The following is a 24,302-nucleotide window of genomic DNA, read 5'->3' as shown; positions in this document are numbered from 1 at the left end:
AGTCTGGGAATGCGCAGCGTATCGCGATGGTATGTCAGTTGCTGCGGCGCCAGAACAGCCGCGCCAGCAAGGCATCCAGACTGAGCTTGCCTGCGCCGCAGAGCAACAGCGGCATCAGGGCGGCAAGGTAAATCAGCGGTAGTTTGAAGTTGCCATGTCCTTTGTTACTGATGGCATAGCCTTGGGCAAGTTCACTCAATGTAGACCAATCGGCCGGCCAATGAACAGCCGCCGTCGCCACCACCGTCACCACCATCAGGCTGATCGCCGACAGCCGCGTGCCGAGGCCGACCAGCAAGGCGAGGGCGCAAATCAGCTCGGCCCACATCGACAATTCCCAGTTCAGCGTGGCCGGCAATTGGTTGAACGGGAATGGAAAAGCATCCTGAATATCCGCGAACCAGTTCTGGCCGTTCCATTTTTCCAGGCCTGATTCAAAAAACTCCCACGCCAGAAACACCCGCAGCGTCAGCGGCGCGACCCAGCTGCCTGCGCGATCGAGGTTCAGGTGCAGGCTTTTGACGGCCGAGGAAATTGCAGTGTTCATGGCTTGATCTCCGTTGGATGCTTGGATTTTTTGATGAATCGACCAGCACATTTGAGCAAGCGCCTGTATCTGCCATGTGTCATTGCGGCGGGGTTTCAGGCTGGAGGTGTATCGAAAGCGCGGCTGTACACATTGCAATACAAGCCCACCCGGTAAACCCATGTGGGATGAGTTCAGGAATAGGCGTGGCGCTGGCTGCGTTTGTTTCTCAGCGCCAGTTTGCCCACCAGCCGCAACGCAATCGCCGCGCACATCATGCCGAACGGCAGCACATACCACGCGCTCATCGGGATTCGTTTGAAGTTGGAGTAGGTGAACACCGCCGCAAGCACCCACATGCCGGTCACGTGCAAGGCTTTCCAGGCTTTGGGGCCGATCAACTTTGCCGGGGTTTTGAACGAGGTGATCGCCATCAGCACAATAAACAGATAACCCAGCGACCCAGGAATGTTGCCGACCGTGGTCCGGCCCGGCCAGAACTCCGGGTTCAATTGCCCGTAGCAGTAGATCAGCACCGCGTGCACCAGATGCGAAAAGGCAAACGCCAAACCGATAAAACGCCGCTCCCGCACCAGCGATTTGCTCAGCGGCGAGGGCACCAGCACGGCGAATGCCGAGGCCAGAAACGCCGCGAGAAACAGCACAAACGAGGTCCGCGCCGTCGCCCGAATGGCGCTGCGCGTGGCTTCCACCAGGTCGGGATTGAGCAGCAGGATCGCGCCGGTCATCAACAGCACCAGCAAGGACAGCAGGCCGAACAGCGACCAGCCGTGATAACGAGGAAGTGTGGCATTCATGACAACGCTCCAAAGCAAGGGCCGACCTCGGTCAGCAGACGCCAGAAGTTTGCCCGCCGCATGTAGTGGCGCTGTGTCGTAAAACCGCGTTGATGCAACGCCACGTATCCCGAGGGCCGCCAGATACATTCGCCTACAAAACTGTGATTCGCCCCACGCCAGCCGCGTCTAGCGTCTGTGTCCGTCGAAACCGGCGGGCGAGACTTCGGAACCGGGCATGCAAGCGCTGTTGAACGAGATTCTTGACGCAGTTCATCCCCTGATCGGCCAGGGCAAAGTCGCCGACTACATTCCCGCGCTCGGCACCGTGCCGGCCAATCAATTGGGGATCGCCGTGTATGGCAACGACGGCGAGCTGTATTGCGCCGGCGACGCGCACACGCCGTTTTCGGTGCAGAGCATTTCCAAGGTTTTCAGCCTGGTGCAAGCCATCGATCACTCCGGCGAAGCGATCTGGCAACGCCTTGGTCACGAACCGTCGGGCCAGCCGTTCAACTCGCTGGTGCAGCTGGAATTCGAACGCGGCCGCCCGCGCAATCCGTTCATCAATGCCGGCGCCCTGGTGATCTGCGACATCAACCAGTCACGTTTCGCCGCGCCGGCCCTGTCGATGCGCGATTTCGTCCGGCGCCTGTCCGGCAACCCGCAAGTGATGGTTGACGGCAAAGTCGCCGACTCCGAATACCAGCACCGCGCGCGCAACGCCGCGATGGCTTACCTGATGCAATCATTCGGCAACTTTCACAACGACGTCGAAGCGGTGCTGCGCAGCTATTTCAGCCACTGCGCATTACGCATGAGTTGCGTGGACTTGGCCCGCGCCTTCTGTTTTCTCGCCAACGACGGTTTCTGCAAACACAGTGGCGAACAGATCCTCAGCGCGCGTCAGACTCAGCAAGTCAACTCAATCATGGCCACCAGCGGCCTTTACGACGAAGCGGGCAACTTTGCTTATCGGGTCGGCCTGCCGGGTAAGAGCGGGGTCGGTGGCGGCATCGTCGCGGTGGTGCCGGGGCAGTTCACTGTGTGCGTCTGGTCGCCAGAATTGAACGTCGCGGGTAACTCGCTGGCCGGCATGGCGGCGCTGGAACTGTTGAGCCAGCGGATCGGCTGGTCGGTGTTCTGACCCTGCGCCGCTAATGACGCTTCGGCAGTTTTCCTATACATTTTCCGGCCGCCCTCTGCATGGTGAATCCGTTTCATGTCCTTGATGCTCGAACGTCTCGTCGCTGGTACGCCGATCCCTTTTGCCGGCAACCGGGTCTCGGTGGTCAGCCCCGAACTGGCGGCGCGCTTTCAGCCCGGTGACCATCTGCTGGTCGAGCAGGTGAGTGGCGAGTTGTTGTTGATTCCGGTGGTGGATCAGCAAGCGGCAGCGGTGGCGATCGAGCGCGCGCAAGCGGCATTCGGCGCGCTGTCGGCAGTGTCGGACGCGGCCATCAGCGAGTTCTTTGATCGGTTCGCGCAACGTCTGGAAACCCCGGCCTGCTGGGCCTTGATCGAAGCCGCCAACCTCGCCGACATCGAACGCGCCAAGGGCCGTGGGCGTTCGACCACGCGCCTGCTCGCCGACGAACGCATGCGCCGCGACATGATCGCCGGCCTGCGCGCCTGGCGCGATGCCCCGGCCACGCGCGGCAAAGTCCTCAGTTGTGTCGAGCATGACGGCTGGAAAGTCGAGCAAGTGGTCTCGCCGCTGGGCATCGTCGCGTTTGTCTTCGAAGGTCGGCCGAACGTCTTCGCCGATGCCGCTGGCGTGTTGCGCACCGGCAACACGGCGGTGCTGCGCATTGGCAGCGATGCTTTGGGCACTGCGCAAGCCATCGTTACGCATGCCTTGAACCCGGCACTGGCGGACGCCGGTTTGCCGGCCGGCGCGGTGTCGTTGGTGGAAAGCGTCAACCATGCCGCCGGTTGGGCGATGTTTGCCGACCGCCGTCTGTCGCTGGCGGTAGCCCGTGGTTCGGGGCGCGCGGTCAGTCAACTGGGCAGCATCGCCCAGCAGGCTGGCACCGCCGTCAGCCTGCACGGCACTGGCGGCGCCTGGTTGATCGCCGACGAACACGCCGATGCCACGCGCTTCGCCGCCGTGGTGCGCAACTCGCTGGACCGTAAAGTCTGCAACACCCTCAACGTTTGCCTGATCCACCGCGAGCGCGCCGCAGAACTGGTGCCGCTGTTTCTCGATGCCCTGCAACAGGCCGGAGCCGCACGCCGACAGGGCTGCAAATTGCACATCGTCGAGGGCAGTGAAACCTGCTTGCCGAGGGATTGGCTGAATGCCAGCGTCGACGTCTATCGCGCCGAAGGTTATGTCACCGAGGCTTTGGCCGAACCGTTGGCGCAAGATCAATTGGGCCGCGAGTGGGAGTGGGAAGAAACCCCGGAAGTCAGCCTGAAAATCGTTGACGACCTGGATCAAGCCATCGACCTGTTCAACCGCTACAGCCCACAATTCACCGTGTCGCTGATCAGCGAATCCGCCGAGGCGCACCAGCGTTTCTACAACGCCGTCAACGCGCCTTTTGTCGGTAACGGCATCACCCGTTGGGTCGACGGTCAATACGCGTTGAACAAGCCGGAATTAGGCCTTTCGAACTGGGAAAGCGGTCGCCTGTTCGCCCGCAGCGCGATCCTCTCGGGCGACGGGGTGTTCACCGTGCGCAGCCGCATGACCCAGACCGATCTGTCGGTGAAACGCTGAGTCGGCTGAGCGTCAGCGAGAAAACTTTCGCGCGCCGGCCACGCAGAGGATCACCGCAACGGTGACGCCGAGCATTCCCAGGCTGACTTGCTCATGCAGCAAAGTGGCGGCGAGCGCCAGACCGAAGAACGGTTGCAGCAATTGCAGTTGGCCCACGGCGGCAATCCCGCCCTGGGCCAATCCGCGATACCAGAACACAAAACCGATCAACATGCTGAACAACGAAACGTACGCCAGGCTCAGCCATGCCGGTGGGCTGATCGGCGCAAACGACGCCGGCAAGCGCAGCCAGGTCAGTGCGGCCATGAATGGCAATGCCAGCAGCAGCGCCCAGCAAATCACCTGCCAGCCGCCCAGAGTTCTTGAGAGTTTTGCGCCTTCGGCATAACCGAGCCCACACACCACCACCGCCAGCAGCATCAGCAGGTCACCGGTCGGCGAGGCGCTCAGCCCTTGCGACACGGCAAAACCGACCACCAGCAAACTGCCGAGAATCGAGAACAGCCAGAACGCCGGTTGCGGCCGCTCACCGCCGCGCAGCACGCCGAATACCGCAGTGGCAAGCGGCAGCAGGCCGATAAACACGATGGAATGCGCCGACGTCACGTATTGCAGGGCCAGCGCGGTCAGCAGCGGAAACCCGACGACCACGCCCAGCGCGACGACGATCAATGGGATCACTTGTTGCCGGGCAGGGCGCTGTTCCTTGAATAGCCACAACAGGCACAGCGCGAGCACACCAGCGATGGTCGCGCGGGCGACGGTGAGAAATACCGGATCGAATTCCAGCACCGCAACGCGCGTCGCCGGCAGCGAGCCGCTGAAAATTACCACGCCGATCAGGCCGTTGATCCAGCCGCGCGTGCTGTGTTGCAGCGTCGGGCTATTGAGATTTGTCGTGCGTTCCATTCGGCGTTACTCCTTGTCTGCGGCAGGTTGCTTTCAGCGCATCCTATGACTGAAGATCAGCACAATCAAAAAATTGTCATGGATACATTTGCGATGGCGCATTCCCGCTACAAGTCTTTGGTCGATAGCTTCGCGGCGGACATTCGCGCGGGCCGATTACTGCCCGGCACACGCTTGCTGACGCACCGCCAACTCGCTGCCAGCGAGGGCCTGGCGCTGGTCACGGCGAGTCGGGTCTACAGCGAATTGGAGGCGATGGGCCTGGTCAGCGGCGAAACCGGGCGCGGCACGTTTGTCCGCGAGACCTCGCTGCCGCACGGTTTGGGCGTGCATCAACCGAGCGTGGTCGCGGGCATGATCGACCTCAATTTCAACTACCCGGCGCTGCCCGGTCAGGCTGAGCTATTGCGCACGGCGCTGCGTCAGTTGGCGTTGTCCGGTGACCTCGAAGCGCATTTGCGTTACCAGCCGCATGCCGGGCGCTTGCAGGATCGCGCCTCGGTGGCGCGGCATCTGCACACGCGCGGCTTGCACGTCGAGGCCGAACAGGTACTGATCGTCAGCGGCGCCCAGCACGGTTTGGCGGTGAGCATGATGGCGCTGCTGCAACCCGGCGACGTGATCGCTGCCGACGCGTTGACCTATCCGGGTTTCAAGGTATTGGCCGAAACCCTGCATCTGGAAGTGGTGGCGATCCCGGTCAGCGACAGCGGGCCGGACCTCGCCGCGCTGGACAAACTTTGTCGCAGCCGTTCGGTGCGTGCCGTGTACAGCATGCCGACCCTGCACAATCCGCTGGGTTGGGTGATGGCGCTGGAGCAGCGCGAGCAACTGGTGGCGATTGCGCGCCAGCATGATTTGCTGATCATCGAAGACGCGGCGTATGCGTTTCTCGCCGAAGCGCCGCCGCCACCGCTGGCCGAATTGGCCCCGGAGCGCACGGTGTACGTTTGCGGTTTATCCAAGAGCATCGCCACCGGGTTGCGCGTCGGGTTTGTCGCGGCGCCGCTGGCGAAAGTCGCGGCGCTGGAACGGACGATTCGCGCAACCACCTGGAACACCCCCGGCGTGATGACAGCGATTGCCACCGGTTGGCTGGATGACGGAACCGTGCATTTGCTCGAAGCGCAAAAACGCGCCGATGCGCAGGCGCGGCAGGCGTTGGTCGATGAGCTGTTGGGCGGTTTGCACATCATCCGCCATCCTTCGTCGTACTTTGTCTGGCTGCCCTTGTCTGAGGAGGCAAGGGCGGATCAGATCGTCATGGCGTTGCTGCACGAGCAGGTGTCGGTGTCGACCGCCGAACCATTTGCGACCTCGGTGCATGTGCCGCACGCGATTCGTTTGGCGCTCGGTTCGGTGGATATGGTCACCCTGCGCCACGGGTTGCTGAAGGTGAAAAAAGTGGTTGGCGCGTGGCTGTGATTCCGGGCTCAGGTTCCGGCGCTCAGGCAACTTGCGGAGTTTTTGCGTAGACCGCGCAGGTGCTCGGGTGCTCGACCAACGAGACGAAATCGCGGCTGGCGGCGTCCAGCGCATCGATTGAACCGGTCTCGATGTCGTACACCCAGCCGTGCAGATTCAACTGACCTTTTTCCTGCGCCAGGCGCACGCTCGGATGAGTCTGGATATTCGCCAGTTGCGCGATCACGTTTTCGCGCACCATCGAGCTGACCTTCGCCGCTTGATCGGCGTGCGGCCGCGATTCGTTGATGACCTTGGCCGACTCCGCGTGTTGCAACCAGCCGCTGACCGCTGGCAGGTGATCCATGCATTTGCACGAGGCGACGGCAGTCATGGCGCCGCAATCGGAATGGCCGCAAATCACAATGTCGGTCACGCCCAACACCGCGACCGCGTATTCCACCGTGGCCGAAACGCCGCCCGGATGCGGGCTGTAGGACGGCACGATGTTGCCGGCATTACGAATCACGAACAGCTCGCCGGGCTCTTGCTGGGTCAACAGTTCCGGGACCACGCGGCTGTCGGAGCAGGTGATGAACAAGGTGCCGGGGTGTTGGGTAGTGGCGAGGTGTTTGAAGAGGTCGGTGCGTTGTGGAAACGCGTCTTTCTGAAACTTCAAGAAACCGTCGATGAGCGCTTTCATGGGTGCTTCCTTATAAGTGGTTTGTTCATTCGGTGGGTCGAGGCCCGCACTCGATGTGCGGGCCGGTCGCCGCTTAGAAAGGACGCAGTGGCAGGAATTTGCCGTCGAGGGTAATTACCGCGCGGGAGCCGCCCTCCGGGTCTTCGACTTTTTTCATGTCGAGTTTGAAGTTGATCGCGCTGATGATGCCGTCGCCGAATTGCTCATGAACCAGCGCTTTGAGCGTGGTGCCGTAGATCTGGATCATTTCGTGGAAGCGGTAGATGGTCGGGTCGGTCGGCACACCCGCGAGGCTGCCGCGCAGCGGGATGATCTGCAGACGAGCGACGCTGTCCGCGTCCAGCTCAAGTTTGTCGCCGACCACTTTGGCTGCCGCTTCCGGCAATGGATGCTGGCCGAGCAGGGCCGCGGTGACGTAGGCCAGGCTCAGGCCGGTGCCGTCAGCCAGGTCCTGCCACGAGAGATTTTTGCGTGCCTTGGCGTCGAGAATCGAAGTGGTCAGGGCCAGACTCTGGTCGTTGTAAGCGTGGGACTGTTGCATGGTGTGACTCCTATCGGATGAGTGTGTCGCTGGGTGTGGAGCAATCTTCGGCCGATTGATCCATAGCGTCCAAGACCGATATACAATGCCGCGCATAAGCACAGCCTATAGATGGAAGTCGCCCCGATGCTGCTCCGCCATTTGCGTTACCTGATAGCCGTCGCCGACCACGGCGGCTTCACCCGCGCTGCCGAAGCGCTGCATGTGTCGCAGCCGACTTTGTCGCAGCAGATCCGCCAATTGGAGGACACCCTCGGCGTCAGCCTATTTGATCGCACCTCGCGCACGGTCAAACCCACCGATGCTGGCACCGCGTATATCGAATGCGCTCGGCGGGTGTTGGTGGAACTGGAGGCGGGAAAACGTGCGTTGCACGACGTCAAGGACCTGTCCCGTGGGACCTTGCGGCTGGCGATGACGCCGACCTTTATGGCGTATCTGGTCGGGCCGCTGGTGCGCGACTATGCGGCGCGCTTCCCGAATATCCGGCTACAGATTTTCGAACTGTCGATGGACGACATCGAGGCCGGGTTGACGGATGACTCGCTGGACATCGCCATCGCTTTTACCCCGGTGCGCAATCCCGAGATCGAGTGCATTCCGGCATTTGTCGAGACGTTGGCGCTGATGGTCGGGCGCGATCATCCGTTGTATGCGAGTGATACGACGCTGACACCGAGCGAAGTGGCGCAACTGGATTTCGCGCTGCTGGCGCCGGAATTCATCACGCGCTCAGCCACCGACGAGTATTTCCGTGAGCAAGGGATCACGCCCAACGTGGTGATCGAGGTGAATTCGGTGAGCACCTTGCTGGAAGTGATTCGGCATACGGCGGTGGCGACGATGTTGCCGGAGCCGATTGCGACGCAGGATCGCGCGTTGCGCAAGATTGCTGTGGCAGGTGAAGCGCCGCAGCGGGGCGCGGCGTTGTTGCGGCGGCGTAATAACTATCACAGCGCGGCAGCGTTGGCGTTTGTGGAGATGGTTTTGTCACCGCGCAACTAATGTAGGAGTGAGCCTGCTCGCGATGGGGTGTTCATATCCAACATCATTGCTGACTGATCCGCCGCGATCGCGAGCAGGCTCGCTCCTACAGGAGAAGGTGTGATTTTTGGGCAATAAAAAGGGCCTGCTCCATGAAGAAAGCAGGCCCTTTTTTAATCTTGATCAGTAGAACCGATCAATCACCCGAACTTCGTTCTGGTTCTGCATCGATGCCCACGCCTGTTTGAGAGTTTGCAGAACATTGCCGATGAAGTCCTTGTCGGCCGCGGCTTTCTTGCCGACGTAACCTTGGCCGCGACGGTACATCTTCAGGCGAGCCAGCAGGTTCTGGTTGTTCTTGTCGAACTCTTCTTCGTGGGTGTGTGGCGACAGGCAGTCCATGTGCACCTGGCCGGACTTGCTGATCCACAGAATATGGCTGTCGTGGCTGTCTTTTTGTTCAGCGAACATACGCGCCAGTTCATCGATAGTCGGTTGATTGTTCAGATTCATAATTAAGCCCCTTGACCATTTGGTGATCTTTCAAAGTTGATTCGCTAATACAAGTAGCCCATCGGTTAGTTGATCCCTGGCACCGAAACCAGGACGTCAGCGGTCAGCCGCCAAATTGACGGGGTCCCGCGTCTGCTGCATGTAGTCATGTTGAATAACTGCTACGCAAAAGCGTCACAACGAAGAGAAGCGGCGAAAACCTGGAGGCCACTGCCGACGTTTCAAGGGTCGGCCACAAGCTTCATGAGAACATTTCGCCAGCGCTTCTCGTCCTTGTACTGGACGTTCGGGCCAGGTCAGCTTCTTCAATCTGCCTTGTGGGCAGTGTGTATCCGGAAAAAAAAGCTCGGCGGTCAGACGAGCTTGCTCAAACATGTTGCCTGTACTCCCGATCGGGGAGACGTCTGCATCATGCAAGGGCAAATCGAAGACGTCAACGGTTATGTAGTGATTATTTTTAGCCACTACATATTGTCGGACAAAGTGCTTTTGGAATTAGAGAGGGCGCCCAACAGGCTGCTGGGGCGAGCTTTCGAGGCGGTAGAGCGTGCACGGATAACCGTCTACGGTCAGTGGCTGCGTGGTGAAGTTTCCCTCGGTGAAAGCAGGGATCAAACGCGCCCAGAACCGCCGTGCAGGCTGGTTGGCGTCGATGTGGAAAATTTGCCATTGACCGGGGATTTGGCTCAAGAGGGCAGAGACGACAAATTTCGCGACACCTTGGCCACGAAAGCGCTGACTGACAAAGAAATAACCGATGTTGTGCTCGGCGCCGGGGACATGAGTGTCGGCATCCACGACAACAAACCCGCCGAGTTCGCCGTTTACCTTGATAAGAAATGGCCGGGTTGCCGGGTTGCGCCAGTAGCCCGGTTTTATCTGGAAGTTGAACAAACCCTGTTCGCCCAGCTTCAGCGGCAGCCATTCACTGAAATCGTGCAGGTAGAACTGCATCATGTTTTCAATGGTTGCCACTTCGTCGCGCTGAGCGGCGTGCAGTTCTATTGACGACATGGCTGGCTCCTGATGTTCCGGGCCATTGCTGGCCCGGACATGTGTGCTCAGTGCGGCGCGAAGTCGTACTTGCCACCGGTTTTCAGTGCAGCGGCGTAGGCCGGGCGGGCCTGGAAGCGATCGACCCAAGCCGCAACGTGCGGGTAGTCGCGCAACTTGCCTTGAGCCCGAGCGATCTCGCCGATAAAGCTCATCTGAATGTCAGCGGCGCTGAATTCGTCGCCCAACAGATAGTCGGATTGGCTCAACGCGCTGTCGAGGTAGCTCAGGTAATTGGCCACTTCCGAGTTGATCCGTGGGTGCAGCGGCGCCCCGGCTTCACCGAGTTTGCCGACGTACAGGTTGAGCATCAGCGGCAGCATCGCCGAACCTTCGGCGAAGTGCAGCCATTGCACGTATTGATCGTAAGCCGGGGTGGACGGATCCGGTTGCAGACGACCTTCACCGTGGCGGCGAATCAGGTAGTCGATAATCGCAGCGGACTCGATCAGCTTTTGCGCGCCGTCCTCAATAACCGGCGATTTGCCCAAGGCATTGATCGCTTTCAATTCCGGCGGTGCCAGATTGGTCTTCGGGTCGCGCTGGTAGAGCTTGAGTTCGTAGGGGATGGCCAATTCTTCCAGCAACCAGAGAATGCGCTGGGAGCGGGAGTTATTCAGGTGATGAACGATGATCATGGTCGATGCCTTTTCTGAAAGTGCGGTGAGCGCCTGGGCTTGAGCAACACTAGACCATTGGGCGCTGGCCGAAGTGCCCTTAAGCCTTGCTTGCCGGTTTGGCGGCGCGTTTGGTCCCGGTCGCAGCTTTGCGCGGAGCAGTTTTGCGTTTTTTCTTCCACGGGGCCGCACCGCGACCGGCCGGGCTGGCCGGGCCGGTGATGGTCATGCTCAGACCGGAGCACCGGGCGACTTGTTTGCTCATCCACGCCGCTTGTTTGGTGACGAATTCTTCGAGGCTCATTTCGCCGCTTTGCACCATGTCCAGTGCCTGCTCCCAAATGGCCGTGGTGCCGGGGTCGGCAATCGCCCGCGGCACCGCGTCGATCAGGCTGAACGCCGCCGGGGTGGCCGCCAGTGCCTTGCCGTTTTTCACCAGATAACCACGGTCGAGCAGGCCCTGAATGATCGAGGCGCGGGTCGCTTCAGTGCCGATGCCGGTGGTGTCCTTGAGTTTCTGTTTGAGCAGCGGGTCCTCCACCAGTTTGGCGACGTTCTTCATTGCCTTGATCAGGTCGCCCTCGGTGAACGGCTTGGGCGGTTGGGTCCAGAGGTCTTTGAGCCTGACCTCGTCCACCGCGTAATCGCAGCCTTCGGCGAGTGCCGGCAGGGTTTGAGGGGCCGGCGCCTCGCGTCCCTTGGCCGGGGCAAGCGCTTCTGGCAAGGCACGTTTCCAGCCCGGCTCGACGATTTGTTTGCCCACGGCGCGCAACGCTTCGCCGGCACATTTGAAGTCGGCCTGGGTGCGATCGTATTCATGGTTGGGCAGGAACTGCGCCAGATAACGCGCGCGAATCAACGTGTAGACCGCGCGTTGTTTGCCCACCAGCCGCTCGAGGTTTTTCGCCGCCGCGGTGGGGATGATGCCGTGGTGGGCACTGACCTTGGCGTCGTTCCAGGCCCGCGAGCGTCGCTGTGGCTGCAAATGATCGTTCAGGGCGTTCAGGCTCGAATCGGCCTGACGCAGCGCGGCAAGAATGCCCGGCGCCTCGCTGTGCTGGCTCAGCGGCAGGTAACCGCAGTCGCTGCGTGGGTAAGTGATGACTTTGTGGGTTTCGTAGAGCGCCTGTGCGATGTCGAGGGTTTCCTGGGCGCCCAGGCCGAGCTTCTTCGAGCAGACTTCCTGCAAGGTGCCGAGGTCGAACGGCAGCGGGGCGATTTCACGCATGCGCTCGGTGCGCAGTTTCAGCAGTCGGGCGCTGCTCGCGTTGCTCATCGCCGCTGCCGCTTGTTGCGCCAGCGACTGATTCAGGCAGCGGTCCTGATCGTCGCAAACGTCTGCAGCGGCGCGCCATTGCGCGGTGAACGGCGTGCCGTCGTGGAGCAGTTGCACGTCGATCGCCCAATATGCGACGGGGACGAAATCGGCAATGCTGCGATCCCGATCGACCACCAACCGCAATGTCGGCGTTTGCACGCGACCGACCGGCAACACGCCTTGATAGCCCGATTGGCGGCCGAGCAGGGTGAACAGGCGGCTCATGTTCATCCCGATCAGCCAATCGGCGCGCGAGCGACCCAGTGCCGAGTGGTAGAGGCTGAAGGTTTCGGCGCCGGGTTTGAGCGCCGCCAGTGCCTTGCGGATCGAGGCGTCGTCGAGTGCCGACAGCCACAAGCGGCGGATCGGCCCGCGATAGCGGCAATGCTCGACCAGTTCCCGGGCGATCATTTCGCCCTCACGGTCGGCGTCGGTGGCGATCACCAGTTCGGTGGCTTCGCCGAGCAGGCGTTTGACTGCTTTGTATTGGCTGGCGGTACGCGGTTTGACGGTCATCTTCCATTTGTCCGGGATGATCGGCAGGTCGGCCAGCACCCAGCGCTTGTAGCGCGCGTCATAGGCGTCCGGCGGCGCGGTTTCGAGCAGATGGCCGATGCACCAGGTCACCGTGACGTTCGTTCCCAGCCAGCAACCGTCGCCGCGACGCTTGGCGCCGAGCACTGCTGCAATGTCTTTGGCCTGGGAAGGTTTTTCACAGAGGTACAGCTGCATAACCACCATCGTTCGAGTCGGTTTGAAGAAGTGCACAGAATGCGCAGGGATTGTGAATGGGGCAACCTTTATCTGTATGGATATACAGATAAAAGGATTTCAGTGATAACAAAATATTGCGCCGGCAATGGAGCCAATGTGGGAGTGAGCCTGCTCGCGATGGCGGTTTGGAATTCAAAAGAGCAAGTGACTGACACTGCGCTTTCGCGAGCAGGCTCGCTCCTACAGGGTCAGTGCGAGGACACGAACACCGCATCCTCCAGCGGCGGCGGCAGTGCGAACGCGTCCTTCATCCGTGCCACCTCGGCGGTCGGCGTGCGCCCGAACAGCCTCTTGAATTCACGACTGAACTGCGAGCCACTTTCATAACCCACCTGGGCGCCCGCCCGCGCCACGCTGTAGCCATTGCGCGCCATCAACAACCGCGCCTGATGCAAACGGGTCGACTTCAAATACTGCATCGGCGAGGTGTGCGTCACCGCTTTGAAATGCGCGTGAAAGGTCGGCACGCTCATGTTGGCTTGCGCAGCCAGCTGTTCGACGTCGAGCCGTTCACCGAGGCTGCCATGGATTGTGCGCAATGCCCGGGAGATGCGCCCGAACTGCCCGCGAGCGGCGAGGGCGGCGCGCATCGAGCCACCCTGCGCGCCAGTGAGAATCCGGTAATAGATCTCGCGCACCAGCGCCGGCCCCAGCAAACGGCCGTCCAGTGGCGAGTCGAGGGCTTCGAGCAGACGCAGCACTGATTGGCGCAAACGCGGCTCCATCGGCGAGGCGTACATACCCTTGGGCTCGGCGCTTGGCTGGTCATCGACTTGCAGCAAGTCATCGATCTGCAACATCAGCTCGGCGGCGAGGTTGAAATCCAGATGTAAATAGATCGCCAGCAATGGTTCTTCAGCACTCGCGTCGGTTTCCATGGTGAACGGCACGGGCACCGCGACCGCCAGGTAATGCTGGGCGTCGTAGCGATAAATCGCCTCGCCCCAATAGCCAATTTTGCGGCCCTGACAAACGATGACGATGCCCGGATCGTAAAGCACTGGCGTGCGTTGCAGCGCCCGGTTGGAGCGCAGCAATCGCACGTCGGGCAGCGCCGTGAGGTTGTAGCCCTCATCCGGCGCGAGTTTCGCCAGCAGCGCGACCATCTGCTGCTGTTCATCGTTTTGAGCAATCGCTGGTGCGCTCACCTGTCGGTCCTGTTCGATAACGCTGGGCTGAATGTGGACCCCCTCGCGCGGGAAATCAATCACCTCATAGGATTAGGCAAAACACTCACAACAATCGGCGTTCAACCGCCGCCAGTGCCTGCTTACCATGGTCGACAACTCCACAAACCACGGCGGAACTTGATCATGACTGTCCCTAAAACCTTGTTTATCACCGGTGTCAGCAGCGGTTTTGGCCGCGCGCTGGCCAACGAAGCACTGGCCGCCGGTCACCGGGTGATCGGCACCGTGCGCAGCGAAACGGCGCGGGCCGAGTTCGAACAACACCCCGGCGGACAGGCATTTGCTCGCTGCTTGGATGTCACCGATTTCAGCGCGATCGACGCGGTGGTTGCCGAGGTCGAAAACAGCCTCGGTCCGGTGGATGTGCTGGTGAACAACGCCGGTTACGGGCATGAGGGCGTGTTCGAAGAGTCGGCGCTGGAGGAAATGCGCCAGCAGTTTGATGTCAACGTCTTCGGCGCCGTCGCGGTGACCAAAGCCTTCGTGCCGTTCTTCCGCCAGCGCCGCGCCGGGCACATCATCAACATCACTTCCATGGGCGGTTTTATCACGATGCCCGGCATCGCTTACTACTGCGGCAGCAAATTCGCCCTTGAAGGTATTTCCGACACGCTGAGCAAGGAACTCAAACCGTTTGGTATCGCCGTCACGGCGGTCGCGCCGGGCTCTTTTCGCACCGATTGGGCGGGGCGCTCGATGCGTCGCTCCGAGCGCAGCATTGCCGACTATGACGCCAGTTTCGATCCGATCAGAGCTGCGCGTCAGGCCAAAAGTGGTCAGCAATTGGGCGATCCACGCAAAGCCGCGCGCGCCATGCTGAGCTTGATTGCCAGCGACGCACCACCAGCGCATCTGCTGCTGGGCAGCGACGCGTTGAAACTGGTGCGTGAGCGGTTGGCGAGCATGGCGCAGGAGATTGACGCGTGGGAGGCAGTGACGCGTTCCACCGATGGTTGAGGCGCTCCGTTCGGCTGCGCAGCCGTCGTCGAGGCGAAAGTTGGGTTATACCTGACAGATCGTGGTCTCAGGTTTTGGGGCCGCTTCGCCTACCTTCCTGTAGGAGCAAAGCTTGCTCGCGATCAAGCAAAACGCGGTGTGCCCGGCGCGCCGCCCTCGCGGGCAAGCCTTGCTCCCACAGGTTTATCAGCGTCAGGAGGAACGTCGTCCATGAAAAGCACCGGTCCCAGCCCCGTCATCACCATCGCCGAGCAGCCTGGCTGCCTGTTGGTGAAATTCCACGGTATTCAAGTGGCCGCGTCCGCCCGGGCGCTGGTGTTGCTGGAGGCCAACTATCCGCCGGTGTATTACATCCCGCGCGAAGACATCGACGAAAAGTATTACGCGCGCACCGACCACAGCAGTTATTGCCCGTACAAGGGCGACGCCAGCTATTTCAGCCTGCAGATCCCGGGGCACGAAGGCGCCAACGCGGTGTGGAGCTACGAAGACCCGAAAGTCTCGGTCGAGCAGATTCGAGGCTACATGGCGTTCTACCCCGACGAAGTGAAATTCGAGATTCTCGACAACGTCGATTGAATGCCTTCCCGGCGTTGAGCATTTCCAGCAAGCCGGTTGAGGCCTTTTGTGAACAGGGTTTCAGCCGTGCTCCGCTCCAGCGAAAAAACACTTTGATTCGCCGCTGGCAGAACACCGCGCAAACCCCGCAAACTACGTGCTCGTTAACGCAACCGAGTGGGCGAGCATTGATCGAACGACGGCAATTCAGCGGAGGCATGAAAGGTAAAAACCTTCGCTACCTGAATGAGCAACCTGGCGCGGCGAGCCGAACCGTTCGCGCCGGTTTTCTGCTGCTGGAGCATTTTTCCCTGCCGGCGTTTACCCAGGCGCTGGACACGATTGTCACCGCCAATCTGCTGCGCGCCGAATCGTTCGCCTCGCAGACATTCGGCTTGCAGGACGGCGAAGTGGTCAGCGACCTCGGGCTGGTGATTCGCCCGGACGCGCGCCTTGATTGTGCGGTGATCAAGACCCTGGACTTGCTGGTGATTTGTGGCGGTTACCGGACCGAGCTAAAAGCGTCGGAAGACTTCATTCATGTGCTCAGAACCGCCGCCGAACTGGGTGTCAGCCTGGCCGGTTTGTGGAATGGCGCGTGGTTTCTCGGGCGTGCCGGGTTGCTGGACGGTTATCGCTGCGCAATTCACCCGGAACATCGCCCGGCGCTGGCTGAGTTCTGCAAGGTTACACAGGTCAGCAGCGAGCCTTATGTGATTGATCGCGACCGGCTCACGGCGTCGAGTCCGTCAGGGGCGTTTCACATGGCGCTGGACTGGATCAAGGGTTTGCACGACAAGGCGTTGGTCGAGGGCATCGAGGACATTCTGGCGTTCGAGGAGTCGCGATATCGGCGGATCAAACCGACGGAAAACATCTGCTTGAGCGCGCCGCTGCGTGAGGTGGTCAAGTTGATGGACGCCAACCTCGAAGAACCACTGGAGCTGGAGCAGCTGGCGGTGTATGCCGGGCGTTCGCGGCGGCAACTCGAGCGGCTGTTCAAAGAGCAATTGGGCACCACACCGCAGCGCTATTACCTGGAATTGCGCATCACTGAAGCGCGGCGCTTGTTGCAGCACACCGAGTTGTCACAGGTGGATGTGCTGGTGGCGTGCGGGTTTGTTTCGCCGAGCCATTTCAGCAAATGCTACAGCTCGTATTTTGGGTATCGGCCTTCGAAGGAAAAGCGATTGGTCAAGTGAGCGAAAATCCTTCAAGCGCCGAGTGACTTGTGGCGAGGGGGCTTGCCCCCGTTGGATTTTTCAGCGGTCGCATAAAAGCGGGGCCGCTGCGCAGCCCAACGGGGGCGAGCCCCCTCGCCACAAGGGAATCTGTTTGACTTAGGGAATCGGGGCAGCGCTTACCAGTGTGGATTCGTTGATTTCGGCAATCGAGGTCACCCCGGTCAATGTCATCGCCACGCGCATTTCCCTGGCGAAAATATCCAGCATGTTTTCCACCCCGCGCTGGCCGTCCGCCGCCAGTGCGTAGGCCATCGAACGCCCGAGCAACACGCCTTTCGCGCCCAGCGCCAGCATCCGCACGACGTCCAGCCCCGAGCGAATTCCGGAATCCACCAGCACGGTCAAATCATCGCCAATCGCCTGCATGATTGGCGGCAACGCCTTGGTCGTCGACAACACGCCGTCCAATTGCCGGCCGCCGTGGTTTGACACAACAATGCCGTCGGCGCCGAAGGTCACGGCGTCCTTGGCGTCCTGCGGATCGAGAATGCCCTTGATGATCATCGGGCCTTGCCAGAAGTCGCGAATCCACTCCAGATCGCTCCAACTGATCGACGGGTCGAAGTTGTTCGCCAGCCAGCCCATGTAGTCTTCCAGCGTCACGGCTTTGCCGAGGTACGCGGAGATATTGCCCAAGTCGTGCGGCCGGCCCATCAGGCCGACGTTGAACGCCCAGTCCGGTTTGGTCATGGCTTGGAGCATGCGTCGTGACGACGCGAACGGCCCCGACATGCCTGAATGCGCGTCGCGATAACGCGCGCCGGGGGTGGGCATGTCGACGGTGAACACGAGGTTTTTCACCCCGGCAGCCTTGGCCCGCTCCAGGGCATTGCGCATGAAGCCGCGGTCTTTCAATACGTACAGCTGAAACCAGATGGCCTGTTGGCTCTGCGCGGTGACTTCCTCGATGGAACACACCGACACTGTCGACAGGCACAGCGGAATGCCTTTGTTCTGCGCCGCGCGCACCGCTTGCACTTCACCTCGGCGGGCGAACATGCCCGTGAGGCCGACCGGCGCGAGGATGATCGGCATGGCCAGTGGCTGGTTGAAGAGGGTGGTTTCCAGGCTCAGGGTTTCAACGTTTTTCAGAATCCGTTGACGCAGGCTGATGCTGGTCAGGTCGGCGCTGTTGGCGCGCAGCGTGTGCTCGGCGTACGCACCGCCATCAATGTAATCAAAGAGGAATCGCGGAAGTTTGCGCCGTGCGGCCTCGCGATAGTCGGATGCGGAGGAAATGATCATGGGGCCTCGGTCGTTTGATTGGCGGGGCTGAAATGTCCACCGAGCTTAACCTGTCACGAACCTTTGTAGCAGCTGCCGAGGCACGAGGCTGCGTTCGGCTGCGCAGCAGTCGCAGGACCTGAGCATGCGGTGTTTCTGAAACACCGCAGTGCCTGATTTCACTGAATGTGCATCGAATCTAACCTGTCGCGAGCTTTTGTAGCAGCTGCCGAGGCACGAGGCGGCGTTCGGCTGCGCAGCAGTCGCAGGACCTGAGCACGCGGTGTTTCTGAAACACCGCAGTGCCTGATTTCACGACTGCTTCGCAGCCGAACGCAGCCTCGTGCCTCGGCAGCTGCTACAGGGTGAACGAGCTGCTACAGGGGGGATCCTTGGATCAGTTTTTGTCGAGGTCGACGTTCTTTGTTTCGCGCAAACAGATCATGCCCACCACCAGGCTGACACCGGTAATCACCACCGGGTACCACAAGCCATAAAAGATGTCGCCGGTGTACACCACCAACGCAAACGACACGGTTGGCAGGAAACCACCGAACCAGCCATTGCCGATGTGGTAGGGCAGCGACATCGAGGTGTAGCGGATGCGCGTCGGGAACAGTTCGACCATCAGCGCCGCCAGCGGGCCGTAGCACATGGCGGAAATGATGATCAGCGCCACAATCAGCGCGACGATCATCGGTTTGTTGATTTGCTGCGTATCAGCCTGCGACGGATAACCCGCCAGCGTCACCGCGCCGCGCATCGCCGCTTCGTCGTAACCGTCAATTTTCACGTCGCCGACGCTGACCTGCACTCCGGCACCGGCCGGTGCGGCGGCGCTGGTATAAGGCAGGCCTTGCTTGACCAGGAAAGTCTTGACCTTGTCGCACGGGCTATCAAATTTTGCCTTGCCCACCGGGTCGAACTGGAAGGTGCACGTCGCCGGGTCGGCAATAACGGTGATCGGTGCCTGCTGGCTGGCCTGATCGATCGCCGGGTTGGCGTAATGCGCCAGGGTTTTGAAAATCGGGAAGTACAGCGCGGTCGCCAGCAGCAGGCCGATCATCAGCACCGGTTTGCGCCCGACCTTGTCCGACAGCCAGCCGAAAAAGATAAAAAACGGCGCGCCGATAATCACGCTGACAATCAGCAGACTGTTGGCCAGCGCCGGGTCCATCCGCAGGAATTGCGTGAGGAAAAACAACACGTAAAACTGCGCCGCGTAGAAGGTCACCGCTTGCCCGGCGTTGATGCTGAACAGCGCAATCAGCACCACTTTGAGGTTTTCCCACTTGCCGAACGAATCGCGCAGCGGCTGTTTGCACAGCTTGCCTTCCTCCTTCATTTTCACGAAGGCCGGCGACTCGTGCAGGCTCAGGCGGATCCAGGTGGAAATGCCCAGCAGCACGATGGAAAAGAGGAACGGAATGCGCCAGCCCCAGACTTCAAACTGGTCGCCGGTAAAGTAACGGCAACCGAGCACTACCAACAGCGACAGCAGCAAACCGAGGGTCGCAGTGGACTGAATCCAACTGGTGTGGAAACCGCGTTTGCCCATCGGCGCATGTTCCGCGACGTAGGTGGCGGCGCCACCATATTCGCCGCCGAGCGCCAAGCCCTGAAGCATGCGCAGGATGATCAGAATGATCGGCGCGGCGATGCCGATGGTCGCGTAAGTCGGTAGCAGGCCTACGCAAAATGTCGCCAGGCCCATGAGAATAATGGTCGCGAGAAAGGTGTATTTACGCCCGATCATGTCGCCCAAACGGCCGAACACCAACGCGCCGAACGGCCGCACGATGAAACCGGCGGCAAACGCCATCAGCGCAAAAATGAACGCCGTGGTGTCGTTGACCCCGGCAAAAAACTGCTTGCTGATCACCACCGCGAGGGCGCCATAGAGGAAAAAGTCGTACCACTCGAACACCGTCCCCAGGGACGAAGCGAAGATGACTTTGCGGGTGTCGCTGCTGGTGCCCGCGCTGCGCGTGGCTTCCAGGGGTTGAACGTGCTCTGACATATCGGTATCCCTCACAGTGATTGTTTTTGTTGTTCCACTGTCGGCGCCGACCTTGTGGGCCAGTGCCGCGTTTATCCATAAAGCGCGGTGTATTCGTGCCCTGTAGGAGCAAAGCTTGCTCGCGAAGGCGTCAGACCTGGCACCCCGCGTTATCCTTCTTCGCGGGCAAGCCTCGCTCCTACAGGGTTTGAACTGCGTGTAGCGGGGTTGAGCATCATCTGCGCAGCCTTCTCGGCAATCATCAGCGTAGGCGAACATGTGTTGCCCGAGGTGATTCGCGGCATGATCGACGCATCGGCGATGCGCAAACCGGGAACCCCGTGGACTTTCAACTGCGCGTCCACCACCGCAGCAACATCATTGCCCATCCGGCAGGTGCCCACCGGGTGAAAAATCGTTGTGCCAATTCGCGCCGCTGCTTCATGCAATTGCTCTTCACTCTGCAAACTCTCGCCGGGTAGATATTCGACCGGTTTGAACGCGGCGAGGGCGGGCGCCGCGACAATGCGCCGGGTCAGGCGAATAGCGTCCGCCGCCACGCGCAAATCCTCGGGATGGCTCAAATAGTTGGGTTGGATAACCGGCGCATCCTGCGGATCGGCGCTGCGAATCTCGATGCGGCCGCGGCTCTGCGGACGCAGATCACACACCGACGCGGTGAACGCCGGGAACGCGTGCAGCGGTTCGCCAAAACGCTCCAGCGACAGTGGCTGCACATGGTATTCAAGATTTGCCGAGGTCTGCTCCGGGCCCGAGCGGGCAAACGCACCCAACTGACTCGGCGCCATCGACAGCGGCCCGCTGCGGTCATACAGATAACGCAAACCCATGCCCATCTTGCCCAGCAAGGTGCCGGCGATCTGATTCAGCGTGCGCGCGTTTTCCAGTTTGTAGATCAGCCGCAGTTGCAGGTGATCCTGCAAGTTGCCGCCAACCCCCGGCAGCTCATGCGCAACACCGATGCCGAGGCGTTGCAGCAGCGCACGCGGGCCGATCCCGGAGCGCTGCAAAATGCTTGGCGAACCCACCGAACCGGCGCATAGAACGATCTCCTTGCGCGCCTTGAAGGTTTTCGCCTGACCTTGCCAGCGTGCGCTCACCGCAGCGGCGCGGCCGTTTTCCAGCAGCACGCGGTCGACTTCCACTTCGGTCAAAACGGTCAGGTTGGTGCGATGGCGGATTGGTTTGAGAAAGGCCTTGGCGGCGTTCCAGCGAATCCCGGATTTCTGGTTGACCTGGAAGTAACCGCATCCTTCGTTATCGCCCTGGTTGAAATCATCAATGCTGGCAATGCCGCTTTGCTCGGCAGCGCTGCGAAACGCATCCAGCACGGGCCATGACAGCCGCTGGCGTTCAATCCGCCATTCGCCGGCAGCGCCATGGAATTGGGAATCGCCGGCAAAATGGTTTTCGCTCTGTTTGAACAGCGGCAGCACGTCCTGCCAGGCCCAGCCCGGATTGCCCTCGGCGGCCCAGCCATCGTAGTCGCCGGCCTGGCCGCGCATGTAGATCATGCCGTTGATCGAAGAACAGCCGCCGAGCACTTTGCCGCGCGGATAACTCAACGCCCGACCTTGCAGACCCGGTTGCGCTTCGGTCTTGAAGCACCAATCGGTGCGCGGGTTGCCGATGCAGAACAGATAACCGACGGGAATATGAATCCACGGGTAGTTATCGCGACCGCCAGCTTCGAGCAGCAGCACCCGATGTTGCGAGTTGGCCGACAATCGATTGGCCAGCAAACATCCGGCGGGCCCGGCGCCGACCACGATGTAATCGTATTCGTCCTGGGAAGTCTGCATCCGTGACCTCTGATTGTTTTTGTTATTGGGTTCATCCTAGTTGTTAGCTTTCGTATAAAGAATGTTAGTTTTTGCGCAGCCGCTGTGCGTTTTCAGACAGCATCGCTTTTACGTTTGTCCCTGAGGAAGTCGGATGTTCGATTGGAATGACCTGCGGTTTTTTCTCGAATTACAGCGCAGCGGTCGATTGCTCACAGCCGCCCGCCGTTTGAACACCACGCACGCCACAGTGGCTCGGCACATCGAGGCGATTGAGAAGAGCCTCGGCACGGCGCTGTTCGTCCAGCATGCGCAGGGTTATCAACTGACGCCGGCCGGGGAGGCGCTGCTCAAGCATGCCGAAGCAATGGAAAATGTCGCGCTGCTGGCGCAAGAGGAAATCACCCAGTCCACCGCGCCGCTGGGCAAAATCCGCGTTGGCGTCACCGAGGGGCTGGGCATCATGTTTCTCGCCAGCCGCATGAACGGGTTGTTCGAGCGTTATCCCGGCCTCGAAGTGGAACTGGTCGCCGTGCCGCGCTTCGTGAGCATCCTCAACCGCGAAGCGGAAATCAGCATCCACCTCGAACGCCCGGCCGCCGACATGCTCGTCACGCGCAAACTCACGGATTACCGACTGGCGCTCTACGCCAGCCGAGCCTACCTCGACCAGGCACCGCCGCTGCTCAGCCGCGAAGACCTCGGCCGCCACGCCTGGATCGGCTACGTCGACGATTTGTTGTTCAGCCAGGAACTGATGTTCCTCAACAGCTTCTGCCGCAACCCGCAAGTGGTGTTCCACAGCACCAGCGTGATCGCCCAGCACCAGGCTGCGCGCTCGGGGCTGGGCATTGCGGTGTTGCCTTGTTACATGGCGAGTGCGGATCCGCAGTTGGTGGCCCTGCTGCCGGACGAGAGCATCCAGCGCAGTTACTGGATCAGCACGCGGCGCGAACTGCATAAATCGGTGAGGTTGCGCGTGTTGTGGGATTACGTGGTGGAATTGTGCGAGCGCGAGCAGGGGTTGTTGTTGGGCAGCGGTCCCGGATGAAACACAAATCCCCTGTAGGAGTGAGCCTGCTCGCGAAAGCGCTCTCTCAGGCGACATATGTGCAAGCAATGCCATCGCCTTCGCGAGCAGGCTCACTCCTACATTTATTGTGTGTGGCCCGGAAAATCGCGAACGACGCAATCTCTCTGTGGGAGCAAAGCTTGCTCGCGATGGCGTCCGGTCTGATACACCGCGTCATCGTTATTCGCGAGCAAGCTTTGCTCCTACGGTGGGCGGCTAGGGGAGGATTTCGAATGCGCTGCTTGCCAGCCGCTCGCCATTCACCATGATGTGCACCGCGTGCTGGCCCGCGTAATGCCGGCGCGTAGTGAGTTCCTTGATCTGCTGGCTGCGGCTGACGAACTCGCTGGAGTGGCCCGGCAAGGTCAGCGCTTTGAGCTTGAACACCTTCGCGGAAGTGCTGCCGTTGGCTTTGACGTAATCGATTGCATAGTCGATCACCAATCGCTGACTGTCCGGGACTGTGGATTTCAGCGTAAACGACAGGCTGATTTTCTGCCCCAGCCGAATCACTGCCGGCTCAACCTTCACCCCGACAATCTCAACCTCAGGCTTGCCGCCCGCGCCGATCACTGCCAATGCGCGCTGATTGCCCTGTTTGATCAAACTGCGCAGCGCATGTTTGGCGATCCACGCCGTGTGCCGGTTTTCCAGCGACCAGCCTTCGATCAAATCCAGCACCCATTCCGGGTGATCCTTGGTGATGTCGTTGAGGTGATTGGCCACGGACTTGCGCACATACAGGCTTTCATCAGCCTTGAGGTTGTCGAGAATTGCCGCCGCCAGCGTCGGGTCAGCCTGAATCGGCTCCAGCCGAAACGACCACGGCAGACGCGGCCGACTGCCTTCACTGGCCAGGCGCCGGACATGCTCGTTTTCATCGCGCGACCACTCCAGCATCAGCGCCAATGAACGCTCAAGGTCGCTGCGCAGGAAATGCCGGATCGCGAACTCGGACGAGCCGAACGTCGTGAAATACTTCAGCGCCTCCATCGACTGCTCAAACGAATGCGCGCCATACATCGCCACATAATGCGGCAGCGAAATACTCACGAAACCGCTGTTCAGCCGAGGCGCGAGGGCGCGCAACACTTCGAGCGATTCTTCATAACTCAGCGGCAACACCGCGTGCAGGCACTCGCTGACCCGCGCCATGCGCTGCATGATCGACAATTCGGCGAGGCCATCGTTGGCCATTTTCAGGAAAGCCTTGGCGTCGAATGCCGGGTAGACCGCGGTCATTTCGGTGGCGATGTGCTTCAGGCGCTCGGCGTTGAAAATCTCCTTCAATGCCGGGGCGGGTTGTTCGGCGGCAGTCATGGGCGTATCCGTGGAGAAGGGCGGCTCAGGTTATCGGGGTAGCGGTGAAGGCCTCAAGCTTTTCCGCCAGCA

General features: G+C 60.6%; 22 protein-coding genes. 8 read left to right on the top strand and 14 right to left on the bottom strand.

The features are described from left to right. Positions 1-34: 34 nt before the first annotated feature. Together FBY12_RS05990 and FBY12_RS05985 are read right to left on the bottom strand one after the other, a co-directional pair. Entirely contained in the window at positions 35-547 is a 513-nt protein-coding gene (locus FBY12_RS05990; RefSeq protein WP_145251957.1) for a DoxX family protein, read from the bottom strand. A 173-nt stretch (positions 548-720) separates the two neighbouring features. Beyond that, the gene (locus FBY12_RS05985) at positions 721-1,344 is read right to left on the bottom strand and encodes a ferric reductase-like transmembrane domain-containing protein (RefSeq protein ID WP_145251955.1); all 624 of its coding nucleotides are present in this window, start codon (positions 1,342-1,344) and stop codon (positions 721-723) included. Between the two features lie 217 nt (positions 1,345-1,561). Between FBY12_RS05985 and glsB the strand changes: the two genes are divergently transcribed. Together glsB and FBY12_RS05975 are read left to right on the top strand one after the other, a co-directional pair. Beyond that, a complete protein-coding gene (gene glsB / locus FBY12_RS05980) occupies positions 1,562-2,470 on the top strand; it encodes a glutaminase B (protein ID WP_092280516.1) in 909 nt (302 codons plus the stop codon). A 75-nt stretch (positions 2,471-2,545) separates the two neighbouring features. After that, positions 2,546-4,048, top strand: coding sequence for an aldehyde dehydrogenase family protein (locus FBY12_RS05975; protein WP_145251953.1), 1,503 nt, complete (start codon positions 2,546-2,548; stop codon positions 4,046-4,048). Between the two features lie 12 nt (positions 4,049-4,060). Here FBY12_RS05975 and FBY12_RS05970 read toward each other — a convergent pair whose 3' ends face one another. Further along, positions 4,061-4,957 carry a DMT family transporter gene (locus FBY12_RS05970; RefSeq protein ID WP_145251951.1) on the bottom strand — a complete coding sequence of 299 codons (897 nt, stop codon included), beginning with the start codon at positions 4,955-4,957 and terminating at the stop codon, positions 4,061-4,063. Between the two features lie 93 nt (positions 4,958-5,050). Between FBY12_RS05970 and FBY12_RS05965 the strand changes: the two genes are divergently transcribed. Then, on the top strand, positions 5,051-6,382 hold the full coding sequence (locus FBY12_RS05965; protein ID WP_145251949.1) for a PLP-dependent aminotransferase family protein: 1,332 nt from the start codon (positions 5,051-5,053) through the stop codon (positions 6,380-6,382). 22 nt (positions 6,383-6,404) lie between these two features. Here FBY12_RS05965 and FBY12_RS05960 read toward each other — a convergent pair whose 3' ends face one another. Together FBY12_RS05960 and cynS are read right to left on the bottom strand one after the other, a co-directional pair. Continuing rightward, positions 6,405-7,064, bottom strand: coding sequence for a carbonic anhydrase (locus FBY12_RS05960; RefSeq protein WP_145251947.1), 660 nt, complete (start codon positions 7,062-7,064; stop codon positions 6,405-6,407). A 73-nt stretch (positions 7,065-7,137) separates the two neighbouring features. Beyond that, the gene (gene cynS / locus FBY12_RS05955; protein WP_092280524.1) at positions 7,138-7,605 is read right to left on the bottom strand and encodes a cyanase; all 468 of its coding nucleotides are present in this window, start codon (positions 7,603-7,605) and stop codon (positions 7,138-7,140) included. A 126-nt stretch (positions 7,606-7,731) separates the two neighbouring features. On the opposite strand from cynS, the gene cynR reads away from it, so the two are divergent. Next, positions 7,732-8,610: a transcriptional regulator CynR gene (cynR, locus tag FBY12_RS05950; protein WP_145251945.1), complete on the top strand. Its 879-nt coding sequence runs from the start codon at positions 7,732-7,734 to the stop codon at positions 8,608-8,610. A 162-nt stretch (positions 8,611-8,772) separates the two neighbouring features. On the opposite strand, the gene FBY12_RS05945 is transcribed toward cynR, so the two are convergent. From FBY12_RS05945 to FBY12_RS05920, 5 genes are all read right to left on the bottom strand, one after another. Then, positions 8,773-9,102: a hypothetical protein gene (locus tag FBY12_RS05945; protein WP_092280526.1), complete on the bottom strand. Its 330-nt coding sequence runs from the start codon at positions 9,100-9,102 to the stop codon at positions 8,773-8,775. Between the two features lie 495 nt (positions 9,103-9,597). After that, positions 9,598-10,116, bottom strand: a complete 519-nt coding sequence (locus FBY12_RS05940; protein WP_145252340.1) for a GNAT family N-acetyltransferase — start codon at positions 10,114-10,116, stop codon at positions 9,598-9,600. 47 nt (positions 10,117-10,163) lie between these two features. Further along, complete coding sequence (locus FBY12_RS05935; protein WP_109503736.1) at positions 10,164-10,793, bottom strand: glutathione S-transferase family protein; 630 nt, start codon at positions 10,791-10,793, stop codon at positions 10,164-10,166. A gap of 79 nt (positions 10,794-10,872) precedes the next feature. Beyond that, entirely contained in the window at positions 10,873-12,822 is a 1,950-nt protein-coding gene (locus tag FBY12_RS05930) for a DNA topoisomerase III (protein WP_145251943.1), read from the bottom strand. A gap of 230 nt (positions 12,823-13,052) precedes the next feature. Continuing rightward, positions 13,053-13,970, bottom strand: coding sequence for an AraC family transcriptional regulator (locus tag FBY12_RS05920; protein ID WP_145252338.1), 918 nt, complete (start codon positions 13,968-13,970; stop codon positions 13,053-13,055). Between the two features lie 207 nt (positions 13,971-14,177). Here FBY12_RS05920 and FBY12_RS05915 point away from each other — a divergent pair, with 207 nt between their 5' ends. The 3 genes from FBY12_RS05915 (at position 14,178) to FBY12_RS05905 (ending at position 16,771) form a co-directional block, all read left to right on the top strand. After that, on the top strand, positions 14,178-15,011 hold the full coding sequence (locus FBY12_RS05915; protein WP_145251939.1) for an oxidoreductase: 834 nt from the start codon (positions 14,178-14,180) through the stop codon (positions 15,009-15,011). 210 nt (positions 15,012-15,221) lie between these two features. Further along, positions 15,222-15,590, top strand: a complete 369-nt coding sequence (locus tag FBY12_RS05910; protein WP_145251937.1) for a DUF427 domain-containing protein — start codon at positions 15,222-15,224, stop codon at positions 15,588-15,590. 197 nt (positions 15,591-15,787) lie between these two features. Next, positions 15,788-16,771, top strand: a complete 984-nt coding sequence (locus tag FBY12_RS05905; RefSeq protein WP_145251935.1) for a GlxA family transcriptional regulator — start codon at positions 15,788-15,790, stop codon at positions 16,769-16,771. A gap of 138 nt (positions 16,772-16,909) precedes the next feature. Here the strand turns inward: FBY12_RS05905 and lldD are convergent, their stop codons facing one another. The 3 genes from lldD to FBY12_RS05890 all read right to left on the bottom strand — a co-directional run bounded on the left by lldD (position 16,910) and on the right by FBY12_RS05890 (position 21,859). Beyond that, complete coding sequence (lldD, locus tag FBY12_RS05900) at positions 16,910-18,058, bottom strand: FMN-dependent L-lactate dehydrogenase LldD (protein WP_145251933.1); 1,149 nt, start codon at positions 18,056-18,058, stop codon at positions 16,910-16,912. Positions 18,059-18,434: 376 nt separating this feature from the next. Further along, positions 18,435-20,057, bottom strand: coding sequence for an MFS transporter (locus FBY12_RS05895; protein ID WP_145251931.1), 1,623 nt, complete (start codon positions 20,055-20,057; stop codon positions 18,435-18,437). 149 nt (positions 20,058-20,206) lie between these two features. Further along, entirely contained in the window at positions 20,207-21,859 is a 1,653-nt protein-coding gene (locus FBY12_RS05890; RefSeq protein WP_145251929.1) for a GMC family oxidoreductase, read from the bottom strand. A gap of 133 nt (positions 21,860-21,992) precedes the next feature. Here FBY12_RS05890 and FBY12_RS05885 point away from each other — a divergent pair, with 133 nt between their 5' ends. Further along, the gene (locus FBY12_RS05885) at positions 21,993-22,889 is read left to right on the top strand and encodes a LysR family transcriptional regulator (RefSeq protein ID WP_121733068.1); all 897 of its coding nucleotides are present in this window, start codon (positions 21,993-21,995) and stop codon (positions 22,887-22,889) included. 237 nt (positions 22,890-23,126) lie between these two features. On the opposite strand, the gene FBY12_RS05880 is transcribed toward FBY12_RS05885, so the two are convergent. Continuing rightward, the gene (locus FBY12_RS05880) at positions 23,127-24,230 is read right to left on the bottom strand and encodes a DNA alkylation repair protein (protein WP_145251927.1); all 1,104 of its coding nucleotides are present in this window, start codon (positions 24,228-24,230) and stop codon (positions 23,127-23,129) included. Positions 24,231-24,302 lie beyond the last annotated feature (72 nt).

The sequence above is a fragment of the Pseudomonas sp. SJZ131 genome (assembly GCF_007828705.1).
In the GTDB taxonomy this organism is placed as follows: domain Bacteria; phylum Pseudomonadota; class Gammaproteobacteria; order Pseudomonadales; family Pseudomonadaceae; genus Aquipseudomonas; species Aquipseudomonas prosekii.
The sequence above is the reverse complement of the archived record's forward strand: the minus strand, read 5'-3'. Positions and strand labels throughout refer to the sequence as shown.